General features: G+C 71.3%; 24 protein-coding genes and 1 tRNA gene. 16 read left to right on the top strand and 9 right to left on the bottom strand.

All coding sequences use genetic code 11. The annotated features are described in order from the left end of the window. The first annotated feature begins 16 nt into the window (after positions 1 to 16). Positions 17 to 613 (top strand): nucleotidyltransferase family protein, encoded by a 597-nt coding sequence (locus ABZ857_RS14700; protein WP_357042957.1) that lies wholly within the window; start codon positions 17 to 19, stop codon positions 611 to 613. Positions 614 to 740: 127 nt separating this feature from the next. Here the strand turns inward: ABZ857_RS14700 and ABZ857_RS14705 are convergent, their stop codons facing one another. Continuing rightward, positions 741 to 1,103, bottom strand: a complete 363-nt coding sequence (locus tag ABZ857_RS14705; protein ID WP_357042959.1) for a PRC-barrel domain containing protein — start codon at positions 1,101 to 1,103, stop codon at positions 741 to 743. Between the two features lie 153 nt (positions 1,104 to 1,256). On the opposite strand from ABZ857_RS14705, the gene ABZ857_RS14710 reads away from it, so the two are divergent. Beyond that, a tRNA-Lys gene (locus ABZ857_RS14710) sits at positions 1,257 to 1,333 on the top strand. A gap of 58 nt (positions 1,334 to 1,391) precedes the next feature. On the opposite strand, the gene ABZ857_RS14715 is transcribed toward ABZ857_RS14710, so the two are convergent. After that, the gene (locus ABZ857_RS14715; RefSeq protein WP_357042961.1) at positions 1,392 to 1,595 is read right to left on the bottom strand and encodes a hypothetical protein; all 204 of its coding nucleotides are present in this window, start codon (positions 1,593 to 1,595) and stop codon (positions 1,392 to 1,394) included. Positions 1,596 to 1,770: 175 nt separating this feature from the next. Between ABZ857_RS14715 and ABZ857_RS14720 the strand changes: the two genes are divergently transcribed. Together ABZ857_RS14720 and ABZ857_RS14725 are read left to right on the top strand one after the other, a co-directional pair. After that, positions 1,771 to 2,430 carry a 2'-5' RNA ligase family protein gene (locus ABZ857_RS14720; RefSeq protein ID WP_357042963.1) on the top strand — a complete coding sequence of 220 codons (660 nt, stop codon included), beginning with the start codon at positions 1,771 to 1,773 and terminating at the stop codon, positions 2,428 to 2,430. A gap of 126 nt (positions 2,431 to 2,556) precedes the next feature. Beyond that, the gene (locus ABZ857_RS14725; RefSeq protein WP_357042965.1) at positions 2,557 to 4,014 is read left to right on the top strand and encodes a DUF2786 domain-containing protein; all 1,458 of its coding nucleotides are present in this window, start codon (positions 2,557 to 2,559) and stop codon (positions 4,012 to 4,014) included. Positions 4,015 to 4,289: 275 nt separating this feature from the next. Here the strand turns inward: ABZ857_RS14725 and ABZ857_RS14730 are convergent, their stop codons facing one another. From ABZ857_RS14730 to ABZ857_RS14740, 3 genes are all read right to left on the bottom strand, one after another. Further along, positions 4,290 to 4,814 (bottom strand): DinB family protein, encoded by a 525-nt coding sequence (locus ABZ857_RS14730; protein ID WP_357042967.1) that lies wholly within the window; start codon positions 4,812 to 4,814, stop codon positions 4,290 to 4,292. A 137-nt stretch (positions 4,815 to 4,951) separates the two neighbouring features. Further along, positions 4,952 to 6,568, bottom strand: coding sequence for a hypothetical protein (locus ABZ857_RS14735; protein ID WP_357042969.1), 1,617 nt, complete (start codon positions 6,566 to 6,568; stop codon positions 4,952 to 4,954). Between the two features lie 220 nt (positions 6,569 to 6,788). After that, a complete protein-coding gene (locus ABZ857_RS14740; protein WP_357042971.1) occupies positions 6,789 to 7,517 on the bottom strand; it encodes a GntR family transcriptional regulator in 729 nt (242 codons plus the stop codon). 141 nt (positions 7,518 to 7,658) lie between these two features. Between ABZ857_RS14740 and ABZ857_RS14745 the strand changes: the two genes are divergently transcribed. Genes ABZ857_RS14745 through ABZ857_RS14765 form a run of 5 tightly spaced genes read left to right on the top strand, consistent with a single transcriptional unit; the run spans position 7,659 to position 13,415 of the window. Further along, positions 7,659 to 8,918 carry a sugar ABC transporter substrate-binding protein gene (locus ABZ857_RS14745; protein ID WP_357042973.1) on the top strand — a complete coding sequence of 420 codons (1,260 nt, stop codon included), beginning with the start codon at positions 7,659 to 7,661 and terminating at the stop codon, positions 8,916 to 8,918. A gap of 1 nt (position 8,919) precedes the next feature. Beyond that, the gene (locus ABZ857_RS14750; protein WP_357042975.1) at positions 8,920 to 9,867 is read left to right on the top strand and encodes a sugar ABC transporter permease; all 948 of its coding nucleotides are present in this window, start codon (positions 8,920 to 8,922) and stop codon (positions 9,865 to 9,867) included. Next, complete coding sequence (locus ABZ857_RS14755) at positions 9,864 to 10,682, top strand: carbohydrate ABC transporter permease (RefSeq protein WP_185949256.1); 819 nt, start codon at positions 9,864 to 9,866, stop codon at positions 10,680 to 10,682. Before ABZ857_RS14750 ends, ABZ857_RS14755 begins: the two co-directional genes overlap by 4 nt. 5 nt (positions 10,683 to 10,687) lie before the next feature. Beyond that, the gene (locus ABZ857_RS14760) at positions 10,688 to 11,959 is read left to right on the top strand and encodes a beta-N-acetylhexosaminidase (RefSeq protein WP_357042978.1); all 1,272 of its coding nucleotides are present in this window, start codon (positions 10,688 to 10,690) and stop codon (positions 11,957 to 11,959) included. A gap of 49 nt (positions 11,960 to 12,008) precedes the next feature. Beyond that, on the top strand, positions 12,009 to 13,415 hold the full coding sequence (locus ABZ857_RS14765) for a cellulose binding domain-containing protein (protein ID WP_357042980.1): 1,407 nt from the start codon (positions 12,009 to 12,011) through the stop codon (positions 13,413 to 13,415). A gap of 45 nt (positions 13,416 to 13,460) precedes the next feature. On the opposite strand, the gene ABZ857_RS14770 is transcribed toward ABZ857_RS14765, so the two are convergent. Then, complete coding sequence (locus ABZ857_RS14770; RefSeq protein WP_357042981.1) at positions 13,461 to 14,252, bottom strand: class II aldolase/adducin family protein; 792 nt, start codon at positions 14,250 to 14,252, stop codon at positions 13,461 to 13,463. 178 nt (positions 14,253 to 14,430) lie between these two features. Between ABZ857_RS14770 and ABZ857_RS14775 the strand changes: the two genes are divergently transcribed. Next, the gene (locus tag ABZ857_RS14775; RefSeq protein ID WP_357042983.1) at positions 14,431 to 15,084 is read left to right on the top strand and encodes an HAD family hydrolase; all 654 of its coding nucleotides are present in this window, start codon (positions 14,431 to 14,433) and stop codon (positions 15,082 to 15,084) included. Between the two features lie 4 nt (positions 15,085 to 15,088). Here ABZ857_RS14775 and ABZ857_RS14780 read toward each other — a convergent pair whose 3' ends face one another. Beyond that, positions 15,089 to 15,991, bottom strand: a complete 903-nt coding sequence (locus tag ABZ857_RS14780; RefSeq protein ID WP_357042985.1) for a LysR family transcriptional regulator — start codon at positions 15,989 to 15,991, stop codon at positions 15,089 to 15,091. Between the two features lie 99 nt (positions 15,992 to 16,090). Here ABZ857_RS14780 and ABZ857_RS14785 point away from each other — a divergent pair, with 99 nt between their 5' ends. Both ABZ857_RS14785 and ABZ857_RS14790 read left to right on the top strand, forming a co-directional pair. Beyond that, positions 16,091 to 16,918 (top strand): oxidoreductase, encoded by an 828-nt coding sequence (locus ABZ857_RS14785; protein WP_357042987.1) that lies wholly within the window; start codon positions 16,091 to 16,093, stop codon positions 16,916 to 16,918. Between the two features lie 10 nt (positions 16,919 to 16,928). Further along, positions 16,929 to 17,378, top strand: coding sequence for a hypothetical protein (locus ABZ857_RS14790; protein WP_357042989.1), 450 nt, complete (start codon positions 16,929 to 16,931; stop codon positions 17,376 to 17,378). Here the strand turns inward: ABZ857_RS14790 and ABZ857_RS14795 are convergent. Beyond that, on the bottom strand, positions 17,368 to 18,708 hold the full coding sequence (locus tag ABZ857_RS14795) for a helix-turn-helix transcriptional regulator (protein WP_357042991.1): 1,341 nt from the start codon (positions 18,706 to 18,708) through the stop codon (positions 17,368 to 17,370). The two genes, ABZ857_RS14790 and ABZ857_RS14795, sit on opposite strands and share 11 nt — an antisense overlap. A 213-nt stretch (positions 18,709 to 18,921) precedes the next feature. Here ABZ857_RS14795 and ABZ857_RS14800 point away from each other — a divergent pair, with 213 nt between their 5' ends. Then, on the top strand, positions 18,922 to 19,149 hold the full coding sequence (locus ABZ857_RS14800) for a hypothetical protein (RefSeq protein WP_357042993.1): 228 nt from the start codon (positions 18,922 to 18,924) through the stop codon (positions 19,147 to 19,149). 18 nt (positions 19,150 to 19,167) lie between these two features. Here the strand turns inward: ABZ857_RS14800 and ABZ857_RS14805 are convergent, their stop codons facing one another. Next, a complete protein-coding gene (locus tag ABZ857_RS14805) occupies positions 19,168 to 19,371 on the bottom strand; it encodes a hypothetical protein (protein WP_357042995.1) in 204 nt (67 codons plus the stop codon). A 207-nt stretch (positions 19,372 to 19,578) separates the two neighbouring features. Between ABZ857_RS14805 and ABZ857_RS14810 the strand changes: the two genes are divergently transcribed. The 3 genes from ABZ857_RS14810 to ABZ857_RS14820 all read left to right on the top strand — a co-directional run bounded on the left by ABZ857_RS14810 (position 19,579) and on the right by ABZ857_RS14820 (position 21,151). Beyond that, on the top strand, positions 19,579 to 20,178 hold the full coding sequence (locus ABZ857_RS14810) for a PadR family transcriptional regulator (protein ID WP_357042997.1): 600 nt from the start codon (positions 19,579 to 19,581) through the stop codon (positions 20,176 to 20,178). 122 nt (positions 20,179 to 20,300) lie between these two features. After that, complete coding sequence (locus ABZ857_RS14815) at positions 20,301 to 20,699, top strand: SgcJ/EcaC family oxidoreductase (RefSeq protein WP_357042999.1); 399 nt, start codon at positions 20,301 to 20,303, stop codon at positions 20,697 to 20,699. Further along, positions 20,696 to 21,151, top strand: a complete 456-nt coding sequence (locus ABZ857_RS14820) for a hypothetical protein (protein WP_357043001.1) — start codon at positions 20,696 to 20,698, stop codon at positions 21,149 to 21,151. Before ABZ857_RS14815 ends, ABZ857_RS14820 begins: the two co-directional genes overlap by 4 nt. Positions 21,152 to 21,154 lie beyond the last annotated feature (3 nt).

The following is a 21,154-nucleotide window of genomic DNA, read 5'->3' on the forward strand; positions in this document are numbered from 1 at the left end:
TGGGCAAGCGACGTGAGTGGGTAGTCACAGTCACGAAGTCACCGACGCGATCCTTGAAACGCTCAAGCGCGCCGGGGCTGGCCTCAAGGAGGCCGGGGTGCGCTTCGCTCTGGCCGGAGGCTGCGCCGGCTACGCGAGGGGCGCCGCGCCATCACTGCACGACGTCGACTTCGCCCTGGTCGAGGAAGACGTCCCACTCGCGCTGAAAACCCTGGAGAGCCTGGGTTTCCGGACCGCGAAACCACCGGAGGACTGGCTGGTCAAGGCGTTCGACGAGGAAGGGATCCTCGTCGACCTGATCTTCTCGCTGGCCGACAGGCCCGTGACCGAGGCGATGATCGGCCGGGCCGAGCCGATCAACACCGCCGCGCTGAGCCTGCCCGTCCTCGAAGCCACCGACCTTGTGATCTCCTGGATACTGCCGCTGTCCGAGCATGCCTGCGACTACGGCTCGCTGCTGCCCATGGTCCGCGCCATGCGGGAGCAGGTGGACTGGGACCGGGTCGCCTCGGTCGCCGCGCCGTCGCCGTACGCCTCGACGTTCGTCACGCTGCTGGAGCGGCTGCGCATCATCGCCCCTGCGACACCGCGGCCCGACAGCACCTGGCCCTGAAGGTCGCGCTCCGGCCCGCCGTCCCCGGTCCATGCGGAGGAGGGGCCGGGCGGAGGCCGGTTCGCCGGCTCGCCGGTGATAGAGGAGGGGCCGCGCCGTGACGGTGCGGCCCCTTCCGACATCACTCTCACATGGACGAAGTGCGAGGGAAACGCCCGTAGTACTCCCCGACACGGTCCCGGTAGCCGGGGTCGCCCATCGCCGACTCGTCGAACTCCGGCGCGTTTTTGATCTCCTGCTTGGTGCGGCTGACGAAGACCTTGCGATCCTGGAAGTCGATCCTCGTCACCACACTCGCGGGGAGCATGACCTTCTTACCGAAGATCCACGGGCCCGTGTCCACGACGATGTAGCTCTGGCCGGCCTCGTAGGTGGCCTCGTCCACAGAACCGATCTTCCCGTCCACGGCCTGCACGTCGTATCCGGCGATGTCCATCTGCTGTCCCGTGCCGGACACGGTGTCGGAATACGACCAGAGATCCGGTGTCATGGTGCTCACTCCCTTCGTCGTCACTCCACCTACCCGAAGGCGAGAAGGGGAACATCCCGGACACGTAAGGGCAGGGCATCATCTGGTTTCCGGCGCGACGAGCCGCGCCGGTGGCGCGGAGCACCTCCGGATGCCGCTACTCTTGTGGTGCGGGCGCCGCTAGCTCAGTTGGTTAGAGCAGCTGACTCTTAATCAGCGGGTCCGGGGTTCGAGTCCCTGGCGGCGCACCACGAGAAGGCCCAGGTCGGCACGGCTGACCTGGGTCTTCCGCATTCTGCGGGCCAGGCGTCAGCGGGAGGTCTCGTACCAGTGGTAGGGGATCGACCAGTCCCAGTGCTCGGTCTCCTCCTCCTGCTCGGGCGCGAGGGGAGCCGGGTCGGGAGACCAGGTCAACGCGTAGGCGAGGCCGAACTGGGCGGCCCAGTACCGCCCGAGCCGTACGAATCCCCGTCCGAAGGCGAAGACCATTCGCTTCGCCAGCGAGAACAGCATCGGGCACCACTCCTCGCGCGATCAGGCACGGCACCAATGTGGCCCAGATCACCCTGTATCTGGAGATAAAGATTTAATCTGGCCGAATCCGCCATGTAAATGGCCAGAGAGGTACGTGACCCGCCGCAGTCGCGTCCGGTCGAACGCGTTACCTCCGGACGGGAGGATGTCGGGCATGGCACCCTTCGAGATCGGTGAGACCGCCCTGGTGGTGGAGGTCCCCTCGGCCGAACCCCTGGTCCGGGGTCTGCGGGAACGTTACGACTCCTCTGCGGCGTACGGCATGCCCGCGCACGTCACCGTCCTGTATCCGTTCCTCCCACGAGAACGCCTCGACGACGGCGTGCTTGCCGCACTGCGGGACCTGTTCGCGGCGCGTCGGCCGTTCCAGGTCGCGTTCGGGGGCGTCGGCCGCTTCCCGGGCGTGCTCCACCTCGCACCGGAACCGGACGACCCGCTGCGGAAGCTCACCGAGGCGGCGGTGGGCCGCTGGCCGGAGGCCCCGCCGTACGGAGGCCGGTTCGGGGACGTCGTGCCGCATCTCACGGTCGCGGAGGGCCCCGGCGGTGAGGTCAGCGGCGAGGCCGTCGCCGGGGTCGCGGCGGACCTGGCGGCCGGGCTTCCCATTACGACGCTCGTCAGCGGCGTGACGCTGCGGGTCTTCGGCGGCGAGAACCGGCGCGCGGAGGGGTTCGACACCGTCGCCCAGTGGCGGGCCGCGCACGAGCGCTTCTGGACCGGCCCGGAGATGTCCGCCGCCCTGAGGGGACCACCGGTGATCGACGACGACACGCTGATCGTGGCCGAACGCTTCCGCCTGCGCGGTCTCCTCTGATCACCGCCTCGGCCCGCCTGTGGATAACGTCACGGCGCCGACGGCCGGGGCTGACAGAATCGCTCGCACGACCGACCGGGCGGCTGTCGAGGCCCCCGGCGGCGTCCATCGGGGGAGGGCGAGCGGATGAACTGGGCGAACCGGCGCGGTCGCGCCGGAGGCGCGCAGGAGGGTCGCGCCGGAGGCGCGCGAGAGGAAGGCGCGGGAGGCGCGGAGGGTGATCGGGCCGGAGAGGCGTGGCGCCGGCCGGAGGAGCCCCGGCCGCGTGGCGGCGGCGAGCGGGAGGGCGCGCGGCGGCGGAGCCTCGGGCCGCCGGGCGGAGCCGCCTGGAGCTTCCCCTGGTCGTCCGGCGGGCCGGGGCAGGCGGCCGAGGAACTGGTGGCCGGACTGCTGTCGGCGGCGCTGGAGGCGCGGCGCCGCTATGACGAGACCGAGTTCCGGCGATGCGTGCAGGTCCTCGCGCACGGCCAGGGGCTGGGTCACGTCGTGGACCGCGCTTTGCTGGACGCCCTGAACCGGCATGTGAGGCTCGCCTGGCACGGCGGCTGGCAGCCCGCCGACGTCGTCCGGCTTGCGGGGCGGCGGCTGGAGGCCCGGCACGTCCGCCTCGTGACCGACGCGGTCGCGGCCGAGATGCGCGCCTACGCCGCGGCGACCGTGGACGACCGCTGGCTGGACCAGCTCGCGGCCATCGGCGCGACGGTGTGGTGGCGCCGCGACGAGGAGTACCTCCGCGAGGACGGCGACCGGACCGCGATGGTCGCCTGCGCGCTTCGGGTGGTCCATCTGCTGGCCACGCTGCCGCCGCTGGAGCGGCTGTGCCCCCTGCCGGGTACGGCCCGCCGTACGCCGGGCTCCCGCGGCGGCGCCGTCGACGAACGGATGCTCGCCCGGGTGCGGGCCCTGCTGGCCAAGGCCGAGTCGACCGAGTTCGAGGCGGAGGCCGAGACGTTCACCGCCGCGGCCCAGGCGCTGATGGCCCGGCACAGCATCGACGCCGCACTGCTGGCTTGCCGGGAGGCCGGCCCAGGAGGACCCGGCCGGCCGGAGGGACGCCGGCTTGGAGTCGACGCGCCCTACGAGGGCCCGAAGGCGATGCTGCTGGACGTCATCGCCTCGGCCAACCACTGCCGCTCCGTGTGGAGCCGGCACTTCGGGTTCGCCACCGTGCTCGGGTTCCCGGCGGACCTGGCCGCGGTGGAGGTGCTGTTCACCTCCCTGCTGGTGCAGGCCACGACCGCGATGAGGCTGGCCGGATCCCGTCGGGACGGCTACGGCCGTTCCCGTACGCGGTCGTTCCGGCAGTCGTTCCTCGCGGCGTACGCGCAGCGGATCGGTGAGCGGCTGGAAGCGGCGGCGGGGGAGGCGGTGCGGGAGGCCGCCGCCGATGCCGGGCGCGACCTGCTGCCGGTGCTGGCGGCCCGGGAGGCCGCGGTCGAGGCGAGAGTGGAGGAGATCTTCCCCACGCTGACCCTGGTGGGCGCGGGCGCGGTCAGCAACCGGGAGGGCTGGATCTCCGGCCGGGCCGCCGCCGACCGGGCCGTCCTCGACGTACGCGGCAAGATCGCAGAGGGAGGCCCTTGAACCGGCCCCGGTGGCGGCCGGCCCGGTGGCGGCCGGCCCGATGGCGCGACGCGGACGGCCGTCCACATCCGGCTTCACCGATCCGCCGGGAGGCATGGCACGCACCGGGCCCCCGCGAGATCTCGGACGAGCCGAGGGCGTACCTGTGCCGGCGGCAGGGAGTGGCGCTCGGCGCGGTCCGGGCGGCCCTGGACACGTGGACGCCGTGCCGTACGGGCGGGGCGAACTCGCCGCCCCGAACCCGCGTGGCCGGCTGCTTCGACGAGGCGGGGCGCTCAGACGACGGATCCGGTGGCGCCGTCGGTGAGCTCCCGGAGGATGTCCGCGTGCCCGGCGTGCCGCGCGGTCTCCTCGATCATGTGGACGTAGATCCAGCGCAACGAGATCAGGCCGACCTGTTCGTGCGGCACCTCGTGGTCGAGCGGGAACCGGGCGGCGATGCGCCGCGAGCCGGCGCAGGCCTGCTCGTACGCCGCGATCAGGGACTCGATGGTGTCGTCGTCACCGACCGCGAAGCTCATGTCGGCGTCCTTCTCCGAAGGAGGCGACATGGCCGGGTCCTGGGCCAGCACCCGTCCGAACCAGTTCCGCTCCACAATGGTCAGGTGCCTGATCAGCCCGGCCAGCGTCGTCGCCGACGGCACGTGACGCCGGCGTACGTCCTGCTCGGACAGCCCCTGGGCCTTGCGGACGACCATCGCGCGGAGGAAGTCGAGGAACGCCTCCAGCACCTGCCGCTCGTCGCCTGTGGCGGCCCGCACCACCGCCAGTGCCGGCTCGGTCGAAGGAAGAGTGGCCATGCCCGGACCGTACGGACCGCGCGGAGCCCCCGGCAAGAGCCCCTGCCCACGCTGTCAGCGAACCGGCCTTCCGGTGGGACTCATAGCGGAGGGAAAGGCGATGGGGAGCGGCCCCGCCGGGTGGTAGCCTCCGCGCTTCAGGCGTCGAGGAGCTCGTGCACCCCCCAGCCGTCGGCGTCCTCGACCACCCGCAGGGCCAACTCCGCGCGGCCGGCCAGGTCGAGCGGGGCGATGCCCGAGACCGCGTGGCCGTGCGCGAGCCGGTCCAGTGCGGCGCCGACGAGCGGTCCGGCGGTCCGTACGGTGGACGGCAGCGCGACCGAACGCGTCGAACCGCCGTGCAGCACGATGTTGCGCTGGCGGTAGAGGCGCCGGAAGCAGCCGCGCAGATAGCGCTCCACGCGGCCGAGGGTCACGGACGGCGCGGCGACGAGTTCTCGCATCCGCCCGAGGGTGGCCGTGGTCACGGGGTCGTCCACGCGCACGGTCGGCTCCGCGAGCAGCCACCGGACCATCCGCCGCGCCCGTTCGCGGTTGTTGTCGCCGACCGCGTCGAGGTCGCGGCGCAGGCGCGGATCTTCCTCGCGGATCCGGCGGTCGTAGCTCAGCGCGGTCAACTCGGCGCGCGGCCAGCCCGCGGTGACCAGGGCGGCGGCCCGGTCGGCGGCCACCGCCCGCCCCTCCTCGCGGTCCGCTTCGTCGGTGTCGCAGAAGAGCAGCGATTCGACGGCGGCCCAGGCTCCCGCCACGGCGGTGCTCGGGGAGCTCTCGGTGAGCGGCGCGGCGAGTTCGAGCGCGTCGTCGATGCGCAGCCCGTGGGCGCCGGCGTCGGGCAGGTCGTAGAGCACGCCGACGCGTTCCAGCGACAGCACGGTGACCGCCGGGTCACCCCGCCGGAAGTCCTGCGGTTCGGCCAGCCCCGAGATGAACACTTTGGGATGGACATCGAGTGCCGTCTGCCCGCGCCGATAGCGCACCCTGTTCCGGACGCGGTCGAACGACTCGGTCACCTGCTGAACCGCCGAGACATGATCGCGAGCCCGTACGCGGAAGAGCAGGCCCCCGCTCGCGCGGACACCCGTCACCTGCGGAAACTCCATGATCAAGCGCTGGCGTACATCCTCCTGTGACAGCCAGTGCCGGGACTTGAGCGCGACCTGCGGGGCGGGCACCTTGTCCTGGAGGACGATCACCCCCTCGTATTCGGTCTCGCCCCGGGATTCGAGTTCGATGAGGAGATCGATCAAATCGACCGCATCGCTCGATCCATCGAGCCGTGACTTGACCTCGCGGCGGAGGAAATCCTGGTGGAAACCCTCGTCCAGCAGGTGAGCGGCGATGCAGCGGGCGGAACGTTCCACATGCACGGAACCGGCGGCGAGGATTGCCTGCCAACGTCTGAGATAGCCGTCGGCGACAAGGTCGGACAGGAGCGCCAGCGTGCGCTGGCTGCGGGCACCCGGTTTGATCGGTCTGGCGCAGACTTGATGAAGATGCCGGCGGATCTGCCCGTCGCCCAATGCGCTGTCGGTCTTGAGCCTCGGTAGCAGCGACTCCCGCGCGTACCACGCGAGCGAGGACTGCGAGAGGACGTGACGTCCCACCCAGTCGGCCGCCTCCACCGCCTCGCGCAGGGCGAGGACGGTTCCCACGTCCCACAGCCGGCGATGCCAGGGGCGCCAGGATTCGAGCAGTTCCAGCACTCGCGCGTTGACCAGCGTGCCCGTGCCGGGCCTGCTGGTGATTGCTCCCATCGGCGACGTACCCCTTCGACTGTGTGATCGCGGCGTTACTGGTTGCACACAACCCGCCGGGGAAGTAGTCTCAAGAGGACTTAGGCAGGGGAGTCGCCCGGAAGGGCCGCTCCCCATCGCCTTTTCTGGGGGTTGTGCGGCATCCAGTCTGGCCGATCAGAAGCTCGCCGATCACTGTTTTCGACTTTCTCGCGTACTCTGCGTGACGATTCGCGTCGCGTCAGCCGGAGGAGTCGTCGAAGTGGAGCTCTGAGGTGATGCGGTAGCGGTCGCCACGGTAGATGGACCGGGTGAACTCCACGACCCGGCCGCCGGCCTCCCGGGCCGTGCGTTCGATGAGCAGGGCGGGGGCGTGCTGGGGGACGCCGAGCAGCTCGGCCTCGGTCTCGTCGGTGACGGTCGGTTCGATGCTCTGCGTGGCGCGGCGGACGTCGATGCCGAACCTCGTGCGCAGGAACCGGTAGAACGAGCCGGACACCATGTCGTCGGGCCGCAGGGACTCGACCAGGCGATGCGGCAGGTGGATGCGCTCGATCGCCATCGGCTCGTCGTCAACCAGGCGGAGCCGTACGACGCGCAGGACCGAGTCGGCGGGGGAGACCTGCAGTCGGTGCGCCAGCCGGGCGGTGGCCGGGGCCGACTCGAATTCCAGGATGCGGCTGAGCCAGTTTCCCTCGGCGGCGGGGGCGTGGAAGGAGTCGTCGCCGGCCGCGAGGGGCTGGGTGACCTTCCGGCGGCCGGTGAACGTCCCCCGCCCGTGCTCCCGCACGAGCATGCCCTGCCGTACGAGCCCGTCGATCGCCGCGCGGAGGGTCGGGCGGGAGACGCCGAGCTCCCGGGACAGGTCGCGTTCGGAGGGGATGGCGGTGCCGGGCTCCTTGTCGGCGATCAGGTCGAGCAGGACGTCTCTGACCCGGTCGCGCTTGAGGCCCGCTGGAAGTCTCTGCACGTCCCAGACCTTACCAGTAGTTGACCAATCCCCCCATCGTCGTGCCTGGGAATATCCCGAAATTTCGCCTCTTGACAGCCTGATTGGTTAAGACCACTCTCCTCTCAACGGTTTACCAATAATTGACCAGTGGGAGGACCGATGAGATACCGCCTCCTCGCCGTGGCGGCCGCGACCAGCCTCGCGCTCGCCGGATGCGGCTCGGCGTCCGAGCCCGGGACATCCGGAAAGACCGGCGCGACCACGCTGACCGTGTGGTTCATGCGCGACAGCCTGTCGGACGCGATCGTGAAGAGGTTCACGGACGACTTCCAGCGGTCGCATCCGGGGATCACCCTGAACGTCCAGATCCAGGAGTGGGACGGCATCGGGCAGAAGGTCACCAGTGCGCTGGCCAGCAAGGACGCCCCCGACGTCATCGAGGTCGGCAACACCCAGGTCGCCGAGTACGCCGCCAGCGGCGGGGTCAGGGACCTCACCGGCGAGGTCGCCGACCTGGGCGGCTCCGACTGGCTGCCCGGCCTGGCCGAGCCGGGGAAGATCGACGGCAGGCAGTACGGCATCCCCTGGTACGCCGCCAACCGCGTCGTCGTCTACAACAAGGCCCTGTTCGCCAAGGCCGGCGTCGCCACCCCGCCGAAGACCCGCGACGAGTGGATCGACGTCACCACGAAACTGAACAAGGGCGGCGTGCAGGGCATCTACCTGCCGGGCCAGAACTGGTACACCCTCGCCGGGTTCGTCTGGGACGAGGGCGGCGACCTCGCCGTCAAGGAGGGCGACCGCTGGAAGGGCGTGCTCGACACGCCGCAGGCGCTCGCCGGCATGGCGTTCTACCGGCGCCTCCAGGCGCTCGGCAAGGGGCCCAGGGACTCCGACGAGGCCAGGCCGCCGCAGGCCGACGTGTTCGGCAAGGGCGACGTCGCGCAGATCATCTCCGCCCCCGGCGGCGCGGTCGCGATCGAGAAGGCCAACCCGGACCTCAAGGGCAAGCTGGGCTTCTTCCCGATCCCCGGCAAGACGGCCGACAAGCCGGGCGCCGTCTTCACCGGAGGGTCCGACCTGATCATCCCCGAGGCGTCCGCCCACCCCGACGAGGCGTACGAGGTGGTCAAGGCCCTGGCCGGGGAGAAGTTCCAGCTCGACATGGCCAAGGAGATGAGCTACGTCCCCAACCGGACCTCGTACGCCGGGGTCCTGAGCGGGAACGAGGCCACGGCGGCGATGGCGGCGGGGGCCGCGGTCGGGCACGCCACGCCCAACTCGCCCAACTGGGCGGCCGTGGAGGCCAGGAACGTCATCAAGGAGTACATGACCAAGGTGCTCACCGGCGGCGACGCGGCCACCGAGGCGAAGGCGGCCTCCGACGTGATCACCACGATCCTCAACACCAAGTCCTGACATGGCGCGCACCCTCGCCCGTACGGCGGCCCGTCCTGCCCTCAGGATCGAGGCGAGAACCCGCGGAAAGGGCACTCTCTGGCCTTACCTGCTGGTGGCCCCCGCCCTGGCCGCCTTCGCGTGCCTGCTCGTCTACCCGCTGGCCCGCAGCGTCGTGATCTCCTTCCAGCACTTCCGGCTGGGCGAGCTGATCAGGGGCGGAGCGGACTTCGCCGGGCTCGCCAACTACGCCGAAGCCCTCGGCGGGCCGGAGTTCTGGGCGGTCGTGCGGCGCACCTTCCTGTGGACCGCCGCCAACGTCGCACTGATCATGGTGATCTCCACGGCCGTCGCGCTGATGCTGCCGCACCTCGGGCGGCGGATGCGGCTGGCGGTCATGAGCGGGATGGTGCTCACCTGGGCCACGCCGGTGCTCGCCGCGACCACGATCTTCCAGTGGCTTTTCCAGTCGCGCCTGGGGGTGGTCAACTGGCTGCTGGTCCACCTCGGCTTCGAGTCCTTCCGCGACTACACGTGGTTCGCCGACGGTGGGGCGACGTTCGCGATCCTGGTCGCGCTGGTCGTCTGGCAGTCGGTGCCGTTCGCCGCGCTCACCCTCTACGCGGGCCTCACGACCATCCCCGGCGAGCTGTACGAGGCGGCCAGGATCGACGGGGCAGGGCCCTGGCAGGTCTTCGGCCGGGTCACGTTCCCCATCCTGCGCCCGTTGTTCGGCCTGATCACGTCGCTGGAGATCATCTGGGTCTTCACCTGCTTCGCGCAGATCTGGGCGATCAGCAAGGGCGGCCCCGGCGGCGCCACCGCCACGCTGCCGGTCTACGCGTTCCAGATCGCGCAGTCGCTGCACCGGTACGACCTGGGGTCGGCCGTCTCCACGCTCACCGTGCTGATGCTGCTCGCGGTGCTGGTCGTCCACCTGCGCCGCATGTTCAGAGAGGAGGGAGCGTGAAGCGGGCCACGCTGAATCTGGCCGCGATATGCGTGCTGGCGGTGTCGGTGTTCCCCGTCTACTGGATGGTGATCACCGCGTTCAAGCCGACGGTGGACATCCTCACCGAGACCCCGGCGTTCTGGCCCGCCCGGCCGACCCTCGACCACTTCGCCACGGCCGTACGGGCCGCCGGGTTCTGGACGTTCTGGCGCAACAGCCTCGCCGTCACCGTCAGCGCGGTGCTGCTCGCGCTGGTCGTGGCGCTGCCGGCCGCCTTCGCCGTGGCCCGGCTGCGCTGGCCGGGCCGGCGCGGGTTCGTCCTGATGGTCTTCGTCGCCCAGACCGCCCCCTGGTCGGCGCTGCTCGTGCCGGTCTACATCATCGCCCGCGACGCGGACATGCTCGACCGGCTGCCGACGCTGACGCTCGTGTACTTCGTCACGACCCTGCCGTTCACGATCGTGACGTTGCGCGGCTTCATCGCGGCGGTTCCGCCGGAGCTGGAGGAGGCCGCGCTGATGGACGGGTGCGGCCGGGCCGAGGCGTTCCGCCGGGTGGTGCTGCCGCTGCTCGCGCCGGGCCTGATGTCCACCTCGCTGTTCGGCTTCATCACGGCCTGGAACGAGTTCGCCTTCGCCAACGCCCTCATGATCAAGGACCAGGGCGACCGTACGCTGCCGATCTGGCTGTCCGGGTTCAGCAACGTCTTCGGCACCGACTGGGGCGCCACCATGGCCGCCGCCACGCTGTTCATGCTTCCCGTCCTGCTCGTCTTCCTCGTGCTCCAGCGCCGCGTGTCCTCCGGGATGATCGCGGGCGCGGTGAAGGGATGACCCAGATGATGATTCCGCGGCCCCGCGAGGTGGCCGTGCTCGGGGGAACCGTCACGCTCCACGACGGCCTCGTACGGCACGCGCCCGACGATCCCCGGCTGGGCGAGGAGGGGTATCGGATCGACGTCACCCCCGACGGCGCAGAACTCGCCGCCGGGGGACCCGCCGGGCGCTTCTACGGCCTGCGCACCCTGGCAGCGCTTGGCCGCGAGGCGCCGCTGTGCCGGATCACCGACCGGCCCGCGCACTCCTGGCGCGGGGTCATGCTCGACGTCGCCCGGCACTTCATGCCGAAGGACTTCGTGCTGCGGCTGATCGACCTGCTCGCGGTGCACCGGCTCAACCGGCTGCACCTGCACCTGACCGACGACCAGGGCTGGCGGCTGCAGATCAAGCGTTATCCCCGGCTCACCGAGGTCAGCGGGGAGCACTACACCCAGGAGGACATCCGGGAGATCGTGTCCTACGCCGCCGACCGGTTCGTCACGATCGTGCCCGAGATCGAGATGCCGGGACACGCCCAGGCGGCCGTCGCCGCCTATCCCTGGCTCGGCAACCACCCGTCGCGTCACCTGCCGGTCTGGGACTCGTGGGGGATCAGCCCGCACGTGTTCAACCTGGAGGAGGCGACCATCGGCTTCTGCCGGGACGTGCTCGACGAGGTCATGGACCTGTTCCCCGGCGAGTACGTCCACCTCGGCGGCGACGAGTGCCCGGCGGACGAGTGGGAGCGCAGCGAGGCGGCGCTGCGGCGGGTCGCCGAGCTCGACCTGCCGGGCCCGCACGCGGCGCGGGCGTGGTTCACCGCCACCGTCGGCGCGTACGTGACCTCCCGGGGCCGGCGTCCGATCCACTGGTACGACAAACCCGGTGGGCCGCCCGGCGTGACGGCGATGACCTGGCTCGACCACGAGAGCGGCCCGCGGGCGGCACTCGAAGGGCTCGACGTCGTGCTGACCCCGCACACCAGCACCTACTTCGACTATCCGGCCGACGCGCCGGGGCCGCACGGCCGGGTGCTCTCCCTCGCCGACGTCTACGCGTTCACGCCGCCCCCGGCCCCCGAGGGCGCCACCGGCCGGATCCTCGGCGTGCAGTGCCAGCTCTGGACCGAGTACATGCCCACGCCCGGGCACGTCGAGGCGATGGCCTTCCCCCGGCTGTGCGCCTTCGCCGAGGTGGCCTGGGGCACGGCGGGGGACTACCCGGGCTTCCTCCGCAGGCTCACCCCCCACCTGGAGTCCCTGGGCGTCCGGCCGGGGCCGGTCATCCCCTGACTCCGCAACCCACCCGAAAGGGTCCACCCCCCACGAAAGGAAGACTGCGGTGTCACGAAAGCTCTTATGGGGCGGTCTCGCGGCCGTCCTGCTGGCCGCGCTCGCGGTGGCCCTGCCCGCGCAGGCGGCCCAGTCGCTGCGCCTGCGCTACAAGACCAGTGCCACCGGCGCCACCGCCGACCAGGCGGAGCCGTGGTTCGACCTGGTCAACAGCGGGACCACGGCGGTGCCGCTGAACACTGTGAAGATCCGCTACTACTTCACCGCCGACTCGCCGGCGCAGCAGTACCGCTTCGCCTGCTCGTGGGCGGTCGTCTCCTGCTCGACCGTCACCGGGACCTTCCAGACGATCTCCGGGACTTCTGCGGCCGACCGCTACCTGGAGGTCGGCTTCACCTCAGGCAGCCTGGCGGCCGGCGCCTCGACCGGCGACCTGCAGCTGCGCTTCTACCGGTCCGACTGGCAGACGATCCGGCAGAGCGACGACTACTCCTTCGGCCCCACCAGGACGACGTACGGCGACTGGGACAAGGTCACGGTCCACCAGGGCGGCACGCTGGTGTGGGGCACCCCGCCGGCCGGCGTGACCGAGCCCTCGCCGTCCCCGTCGCCTTCCACCTCGCCTTCGCCCGGTGGCCCCGGTGGCGGCAGCGGGGTCGTCTTCGACGACTTCGCGTACGCCTCCTCGTCGGACCCCCAGATCACCGCGCACAACTGGACCGTGCGGACCAACAGCGGCGGCCCCGGCGTCCCCGGGGCGAGCTGGCCGGCGTCGAACGTCAGCTTCCCCGTCGTCAGCGGGAGCAACAAGGCCCTGCAGCTGCGGGCGGCCACCGACGGCACCGCCGGGGGCACCTCGCAGGCCGAGTTCCTGCACCAGCGCAAGTTCTTCGAGGGCACGTACGCCGCGCGGGTGAAGTTCGCCGACGCCCCCGACAGCGGTCCGGACGGCGACAACATCGTGGAGACGTTCTTCACCATCACGCCCCTGGCGTACGACCTCGATCCGGACTACAGCGAGCAGGACTTCGAATACCTGCCGAACGGCGGCTGGGGCGCGCAGGGCCCGATCATGTACACGACCACCTGGGAGACCTACCGCAACGAGCCCTGGCTCGCGGTCAACACGCACACCGAGCAGACGGCGAGCTACGCCGGCTGGCACGACCTCGTGCTGCAGGTCTCGGGAGGCACGGTCCGTTACTACATCGACGGCACGCTGTTCGCCGAGCACGGCGGCGACTACTACCCCGAGACGCCGCAGTCGGTGAACTTCAACCTCTGGTTCATCAGCGGCGGGTTGCTGGGCAGCGCCACACCGCGTGCCTACACCCAGCAGGTCGACTGGTTCTACTTCAGCAAGAACGAGGTCGTGGCTCCCGCCGAGATCACCTCCAGGGTGAACGCCTTCCGGGGCGCCGGCACGACGTGGAAGGACACCGTGCCGATGCCGTAGCCGATCCTCCCTGGCCCCGGCGCCGGCCGGGACCAGGGAGGCCGGTCAATCGAGGAGATCGGGGTCGGAGGCGAGGATCTGGTCCAGCAGGGGCTGGAAGTTGACCCAGCCGACGAAGTCGTTGCCGATCTGACCATGGGTGAGCTTGGCGTTCTCGTGCGAGATGGGCACCGTCGGCCCGGCGGCCTTGGCCACGAGCTGCGCCTGGCAACTGCGCTCCATCGTGATGAACCACCAGGCCGCCGCCTCCACGCTGTCGCCCACGGTCAGCAGCCCGTGGTTGCGCAGGATCACCGCCTTATGCGAGCCCAGCGCCTGCGCGATGCGGCGGCCCTCCTCGGTCTCCACGACCACCCCGGTGTAGTCGTCGAACAGGCCGTGGTCCTCGTAGAACGCGCACGCGTCCTGCGTCAGCGGCTCGAGCAGCGTGCCGAGCGCCGACAGGGCCTTGCCGTACACGGAGTGGGAGTGGGCGGCGGCGACAACGTCGGGCCTGGCCTGGTGGACCATCGAGTGGATGGCGAACGCCGCCTGGTTCACGTGGTAGCGGCCTTCCACCACCTGGCCCTCGTGGTTGACCAGGATCAGGTCGCTGACCTTGATCTGCTTGAACGACATGCCGAACGGGTTCACCCAGAAGTGATCGGTGTGCTCCGGGTCCCGGGCAGTGATGTGGCCGGCCACGCCCTCCTCGAAGCCGAACCTCCCGAACAGGCGCAGCGCCGCCGCGAGCCGCTCCTTGCGGTGGCGTCGCTCCTCCTCCACGGTGCCGAACGTCGGCGGCAGCCGGAAGGCGAGCTGGTCGGCGGGCACGGGCTGCAGGTCGGACAGGCTCATCGCGGCTCCCAAGGCTCGTCATGCGTACCCGTCCAGCCTGTCTCCGGCGCCCGTCTCCTGTCCATGCCGAAACCGAACCTTCTTCGGTCTCGTGGGCGCTTCGGTCCTGTCCAACCGGGCAGTGGAGACCGACCGTATCCGCGTAGGGTGCATGCAGCGTAAGAGACGGGAGGTACCGATGCGGCTGGAGGCGGTCTTCTTCGACGTCGGAGAGACCCTGGTGGACGAAACCCGCGAGTACGGCACCTGGGCCGACTGGCTGGGCGTCCCGCGGCACACCTTCTCCGCCGTGTTCGGCGCCGTGATCGCACGCGGCGGCGACTACCGGGACACCTTCCAGCACTTCCGGCCCGGTTTCGACCTGCACAGGGAGCGGGAGCGCCGGGCCAGGGAAGGCCAGGCAGAGACGTTCGGCGAGGAGAACCTCTACCCCGACGCCCGGCCCTGCCTGGCCGAGCTGCGGGAGATGGGGCTGCGCGTCGGCCTCGCCGGCAACCAGACCGCCCGCGCCGAGGGCATCCTTCGCGCCCTGAACCTGCCGGTGGACGTGATCGGCACCTCCGACGGCTGGGGCGTGGAGAAGCCGGACGCGTCCTTCTTCACCCGGGTGGTGGCGGAGGCCGGCTGCCCTGCGGAGTCCGTCCTCTACGTGGGCGACCGCCTCGACAACGACATCCGGCCCGCCCAGAAGGCCGGGCTGCGCACCGCCCTCGTACGGCGGGGTCCGTGGGGGCACATCCTCAGCGACGAGGCGGCGGCCCGGGCGTGCCTGTTCCACGTCGACTCACTGGCCGAGTTGCCCGCCCTGATCCGCAAGCACAACGGCGACTGATCGCTCAACCGGCCTCGGTGAGGTCGGTCGAGGCGGCCAGTTCCGCCGCCACGTCGAGCAGGTTCCGTACGGCCTGCCGGTCGCGCGCGGGATGCCAGGCCATGACGGTCTTGGCCTGTTCACCGGCGAGCGGCACGAACACGACCCCGGTGCGCCGCAAACTGTGTGCCGACCGGGCGAGCCGGGTCACGCCGACGCCGGCGGCGACCAGGCCGAGCAGGCTCGGCACGCCGTCGGCCCGCTGCACCACTCGCGGTTCGAAGCCCGCCGCGCGGAAGTCCTCGTCGTACTTGCGGTGCCACGGCTCCCACGAGCCGCGTGGGGTGAGCACCCACGGTTCGCCGGCCAGATCGGCGAGCCGCAGCGCGGCCCGCCCGGCGAGCGGGTGGCCCACCGGCAGGACCGCGCAGACCGGCTCGGCGACCAATGTCGCGGTCGCCAGGTCGTCGACCAGCGGCGGCCGGGTGAACGCCGCGTCGTACCGGTCCTCGCGCAGGCCCGCCACCAGGTCGGCGATGCCGACGGCCTCGGCGAGCAGTTCGACGTCCGGATACCGCTCCCGGAACGCGCGGACGACCGGCGGCATCATGTAGTTCGCGGTGGAGACGAGGAAGGCCACCCGAAGCCGGCCGATCTCACCGCGCACCGCCTTGCGGGCGGTCTCCAGGGCCGCGTCCGCGCGGGTCAGGACGGCCCGCGCCTCGGGCAGGAACACGCGGCCGACCTCGCTCAGGCGCGTGCCCCGGGTGTCGCGGTCGAACAGCCGTGCGCCGAGGGCGTGTTCGAGCGCCACGATCTGCTGCGACAGCGACTGCTGGGCGATGTGCAGCTCCCGGGCGGCGACGGTGAAGCTCAGATGCTCGGCCACGGCGACGAAATACCGCAGATGACGCAGCTCGGGGGTCACAGGCTCTGACTGTAACCGCTGCAGGGAACGTGTGTTGGCCGCGGGGGACCGGCACGGGGGAGAGTGGTCGCACTGATCACGAAGACGAGGAGTGGGACCATGACCGGACGGGTGTGGTTGATCACCGGATGCTCGGCGGGCTTCGGCCGGGAGCTGGCCGAGGCCGCTCTGGCCGCGGGAGACCGGGTGATGGCGACGGCGCGACGCCCCGAGACGCTGGCGGACCTGGTGGAGACGGGCGGCGACCGCGTGCGCGCCGCGCGGCTGGACGTCACCGACGCCGCGTCGATCGACGCGGCGGTGGCCGAGACCGTGTCGGCCTTCGGCCGGATCGACATCGTTGTGAACAACGCCGGCCACGGGTCGGTGGGAGCCGTCGAAGAGCTCGACATGGCCGACCTGCGCGCGCTGATGGAGGTCATGTTCTTCGGAGCGGTGGCCGTGACCAAGGCGGTCCTGCCGCACCTGCGCCGGCAGCGGAGCGGGACGATCGTCCAGATGAGCTCGGTGGGTGGACAGCTCAGCATGCCGGGGTTCGGTGCCTACTGCGCCGCCAAGTTCGCCCTTGAGGGACTGTCGGAAGCGCTCGCCGCCGAGGTCGCGCCCTTCGGCGTACGGGTGCTGATCGTGGAGCCGGGCGCGTTCCGCACCGAGTTCGGCGGCCACCGCATGCACCGCTCGGAGCCGATCGACGCCTACCAGGTGTCGACGGGCGCGACCCGGGCGTCGGTGGACGACATGGACGGCACCCAGCCGGGGGACCCGGCCAAGGCCGCGCAGGCGATCCTCCAGGTCCTCGACCACGACGAGCCTCCGCTGCGCCTCGCCCTGGGCGACGACGCGGTCGACGGCATCCGGGCCCACCACGAAATGCTCCGCGCGGACCTGGACGGCTGGGAGAAACTCAGCCGGGCGATGAGCGTTTAGAGTTGCCGGGGTGACGGCTGATCATGACATTGACCTCGTGCCGCTGCTCGGCCGGGCATGGGGGACGGCGAGTCACCGGGACGCGCTGGCCGACCTCGTCGGGCTCGGCTGGACGCCCCTCGGCGCGGGCGACTGGGCGATCGGGCTGCGCTCGCCGGGCGGTATGCTCGCGGCGCGGGTCTGCCCCTTCGATCCGGCGTACCCCGCCTTCCTGGAGCTGTGCCGCCGCTGCCCCGGCAACCCGTACCTGCCGCGGGTGGCGCTCACGGAGGCGCTCGACGGCGGCGGCTCGCTCACGGTGCTGGAGTTCCTGGCTCCGGCCGAGCAGGCCGAGGCGGCGCAGGTCGCCCGGCGGTGGCGCGAGGGGGCGGGCGACGAGGCGTTCGCCCGCGAGAGCTCCCCAGCCGAGATCGAGGCGCTTCGCGCGGCGTGGCGAGCGGGGGCCGCGGTCACATCGTGAGCTCGGGGTGGCTCGAACGGCCGAGGTCGGTCAGCCGTTCGTCCAGCGCCCGCGTCTGCGCCGCGGACGGCAGCACCTTCAGCACGCCGCGTACACGGTCGTGCCCGATCACATACCACTGGTCCTCGAGCGCCTCGACCGCCTGCCTGAGGTGCTCGGTGGCCTGGTCGCCGTCTGTGGGGGCGTGGGCGGCGGCGAGGTCGGCGAGCAGCACCGAGCGCTGCTTGCCGCCGTTCGGGCCCAGGTCGTCGAGCGCCTTGCGTAGCCGGCGGACCGCCTCCTCGTGGTTGCCGGCCGTCAGCGCGCTGTAGCCTGCGAAGCCGTCGAGTCTGGCCCGCTCGAAGAAGTCCAGCCAGGGCGGGTCGTCGCCGCCCGCGTCCACCATGTGGTCGGCGCGGTCGATGTGGCGCATGCACTCTTTCGGCTCGCCGCAGCGCGCCGAGATCTCCGACGCCACGCAGTGCAGCCACGCCCTGGTCAGCGGGCCGACGCCGTGCCAGGCGTGCGCGAACGCCGCGTCCAGCAGGCCCAGGGCATCCGTACGGTTGCCCTCGAACCCCGGCACGAACGCCGCGTGGGCGAGCACGGCGGCGGCGAGCGGATGGTCCCCGCACTCCCGGGTCGCCGACAGGGCCATCCGGTAGAGCCGAGCCGCGGTGGGGCCGTCGTTCAGGTCGAAGAAGGCGACCCTTCCCGACAGCAGAGCCGAGCGCGCGGCCGCCTCGGCCAGCGTCTGCCGGACCGCTCCCTCCGGCGCCGCCCGCAGCAGGCTCATGCCGAGCCGCGTGTGCGCGACCGACGCCTGGAAGATGTCGTCCGGCGGCGAGGTCCAATAGAGGGCGGCCTGCTTGTCGACGACCCGGGCGAACGCCTCGGCCGACTCGGCGTCGACCCCGCGCCCGCGTTCCACGGCCGCGGGAAGACGCTCGCCGTCCTCACCGAGGAGCGGTGCGAGCACGCCCGCGCCGAGGAGCCCCCGCAGGAACGTGGAGCGGTCGATGCCTTCTGCGACGATCATGCTCAGCAGCCTCCGTATCTCGTCCACCACCTCCGTCACCGGCCGCATGGCCATCTCGTCGGGGGTGAGCAGTCCCAGCTCGCTCGCGGGCTTGTCGAAAATCGTCACGAGATGCTTGCGGTAGCGCGGATCCGGCCACCGCTCGCCGGTCTCCCACCGCCGCACCGTGTTGGCCGTCAGGCCGGTGTCCTTCTCGTCGCACGACCTCATGGACGTCCGGATGCGCTCGCACAGCTCCTCGTAGGACCACCCGCGCTGCAGGCGTTCCCACGCGAGCCGGCGGTTCGGCGGATGGCGGTGGTTGGCCGGCATGTCGCACCCCTCCTCGCGCTGACCGCTCCTCGTACTGACCGCTTCTCGCACGACTACAAGCACACTGTGTCAGCGTGACACGCTGACACTACGGGAGATTCTGTGTTCGCGTGGCTACTGGCTGTGATTGGACGTCCTCTGGCTGATACTCCAACCGCTTCAAAAGCGTTTAGCTTGGCCCACTTCCGCGAGCAGCCGTTGGAGATGGGTGACATGACCACGTTGGAGGACATCGCACGGGTCCATACCGGCTGGATCATCTGGCGTTCGGACGTCGGCCGGTGGTGGGCGACCAGGCGCGGGTCGGTGGACCTCGACGCGATCCGTATGGGATGCGCGATGACGCTCGACGCCGACGATCCCGAGGCCCTCGCCGCCGCTCTGGCCGCCCAGGCCGAGCTGACCGCCGAGTTCGCCGCCGACCCCGCCGCCGCCGGGTGACCGCGGGCCGCGGCGCGGTCAGCGACCGTGCCGGAGGCGGTCCCTGATGTAGTCGACGACGTGGACCGCGCAGGCGCCGTTGTGGGCGCCTGCGCGATCGGTGACGGTGAACTCGGCCGGCGACGGACAGGACGACCCGCCCCAACCGCACCGGCGTTCGTGGCCCTTCGTGCTCGGCCGGTAGTCGTCCGCCTCCCAGAACTTGATCTGCAACAGGTCCATCCGCCCATGCCCTCCGCTGCTCAGACGAGGAGATCGGGCCGAAGGACCTCCGCCCAGAGGATGCGCTCGATCTCCTTCTCGTCCGCATTGTGTCCCGTCTGCCGCCGCAGCTCCTTCCGTACGGCGTGAGTGGGCCTTCGTGGAAGGGCTTCCCGCCTGAGGTGCGTCTCGCTATAGTGCGGATTGCAATACGGCAATGAGGGAGTGATGGCGCGAGGACGGGCGGACAGGGACCTGGTCGGGCTGACGGTGCTCGCCCTGCTGTCCGTACGGCCCGCCCACCCCTACGAGCTGCACCGGTTCGTCATCGACACGCACAAGGACTACATCAGCGGCCTGCCGCGCAGCCTCTACCACGCGGTCGACCGGCTGGCCCGCGAGGAGCTCATCGCCCCCGTGGAAACCAGCAGGGAGGGCCGCCGGCCGGAGCGTACGGTCTACCGGGTGACCGAGGAGGGACGGGCCGAGCTGAGCACCAGGCTCCGCCGCCTGCTGGAACAGCCGGACGGCGACACCAAGGTCTTCCTGGCCGCGGTGTCGCTGATGGGATGCCTTCCTGTTCCCGAGGTGGAGCGGGCGCTGAGCACCCGTGCCGCCACGCTGGAGGGCGCGATCGTCTCCGCCGACGCGCACATCGCGGCGCTCACCGGGTCAGGACTGCCGCGCGTGCTGGTTCTCGAAGTGGAGTACGACCGGGCGATGAAGGCCGCCGAGCTGGAGTGGGTCCGCGCGACCCTCGCCGAGATCCGGTCCGGCCAGGTCTCCTGGAGCGCCGATTCGAACACCGGACAGCTCGACCCGCAGTGACGCGCCGGCCGGATGCGCCAACATCCGGCCGGCGCCGGACCCGACCACCGCGAAGCGGCCGATCAGGACTCGCACCCCAGAGGATAGGCGGCTTCGCGGTCATCCGAGAGGAGCCGCACACCATGTCCGACGACATCCACCGCCTGCTCGACGCGCTGACCGCGGCCTGGAACGACGCGGACGCCGCCGCCTTCGCGGGGCTGTTCACGGAGGACGCCGACTACGTGACGTACTTCGGCCTCCGCATGGAGGGCCGCCGGGCCATCGAGGACAGCCATCGGGCGCTGTTCGAGGGCCCGCTGAAGGGGTCCCGGCTGGGCGGGCCCGCCGCCGCGCCGCCGCTGCGGAAGATCCGCCTCCTGAGCCCGGACGTGGCGCTGGTCGTGACCACCGGGGGCTCGGCCCTGCGGGACGGCACGGCCGACCCGGGCCGCGACTCGATCATGACGTTCACCGCGGTCAGGGAGGACGACGGCTGGCGCTTCGCGTCGTTCCAGAACACGCGGGTCGGCACGCCGTGACGTCCGCCGGAACCCTCCTGTGCGAGGTGCGCGGCGTCGTCGAGGCGCCGGTCGAGCGCGTGACCGGCCTGCTGCTGCGCGTACGGCCGGGGCCGGTGGGGCGTGACAATTGCTTCCCGCTGGCGGAGCACGGCGGGACGCTCACGGGCGGGCCGGACCGGTTCGTGCTCGCCGCGCCCGGTCACGCGATGACGGTCGAGGTGGGCCCGGACCTGCTGGCCGCGCAGGGGGGCTGGTGGTATCGGGGCGAGTATCGCCTCGCGCCCGATCCGGCCGGCACGCTGCTGGTCCACCAGGTCCGCAACGTGGCCGAGCGCCTGCGCTGGGGAGTGCCCCTGGCCAACGGGTTCTTCCGGCAGCTCGGGCCGCGGACGCGCGACGGCTTCGCCGTACTGCTCGGCCGGGTGGGCGCTGAACTGGGCTGCCAGGCCCGCCTGCTGGACGGCCGCTGAAAG

Source organism: Microbispora sp. NPDC046933, from assembly GCF_040644635.1.
In the GTDB taxonomy this organism is placed as follows: Bacteria; Actinomycetota; Actinomycetes; order Streptosporangiales; family Streptosporangiaceae; genus Microbispora.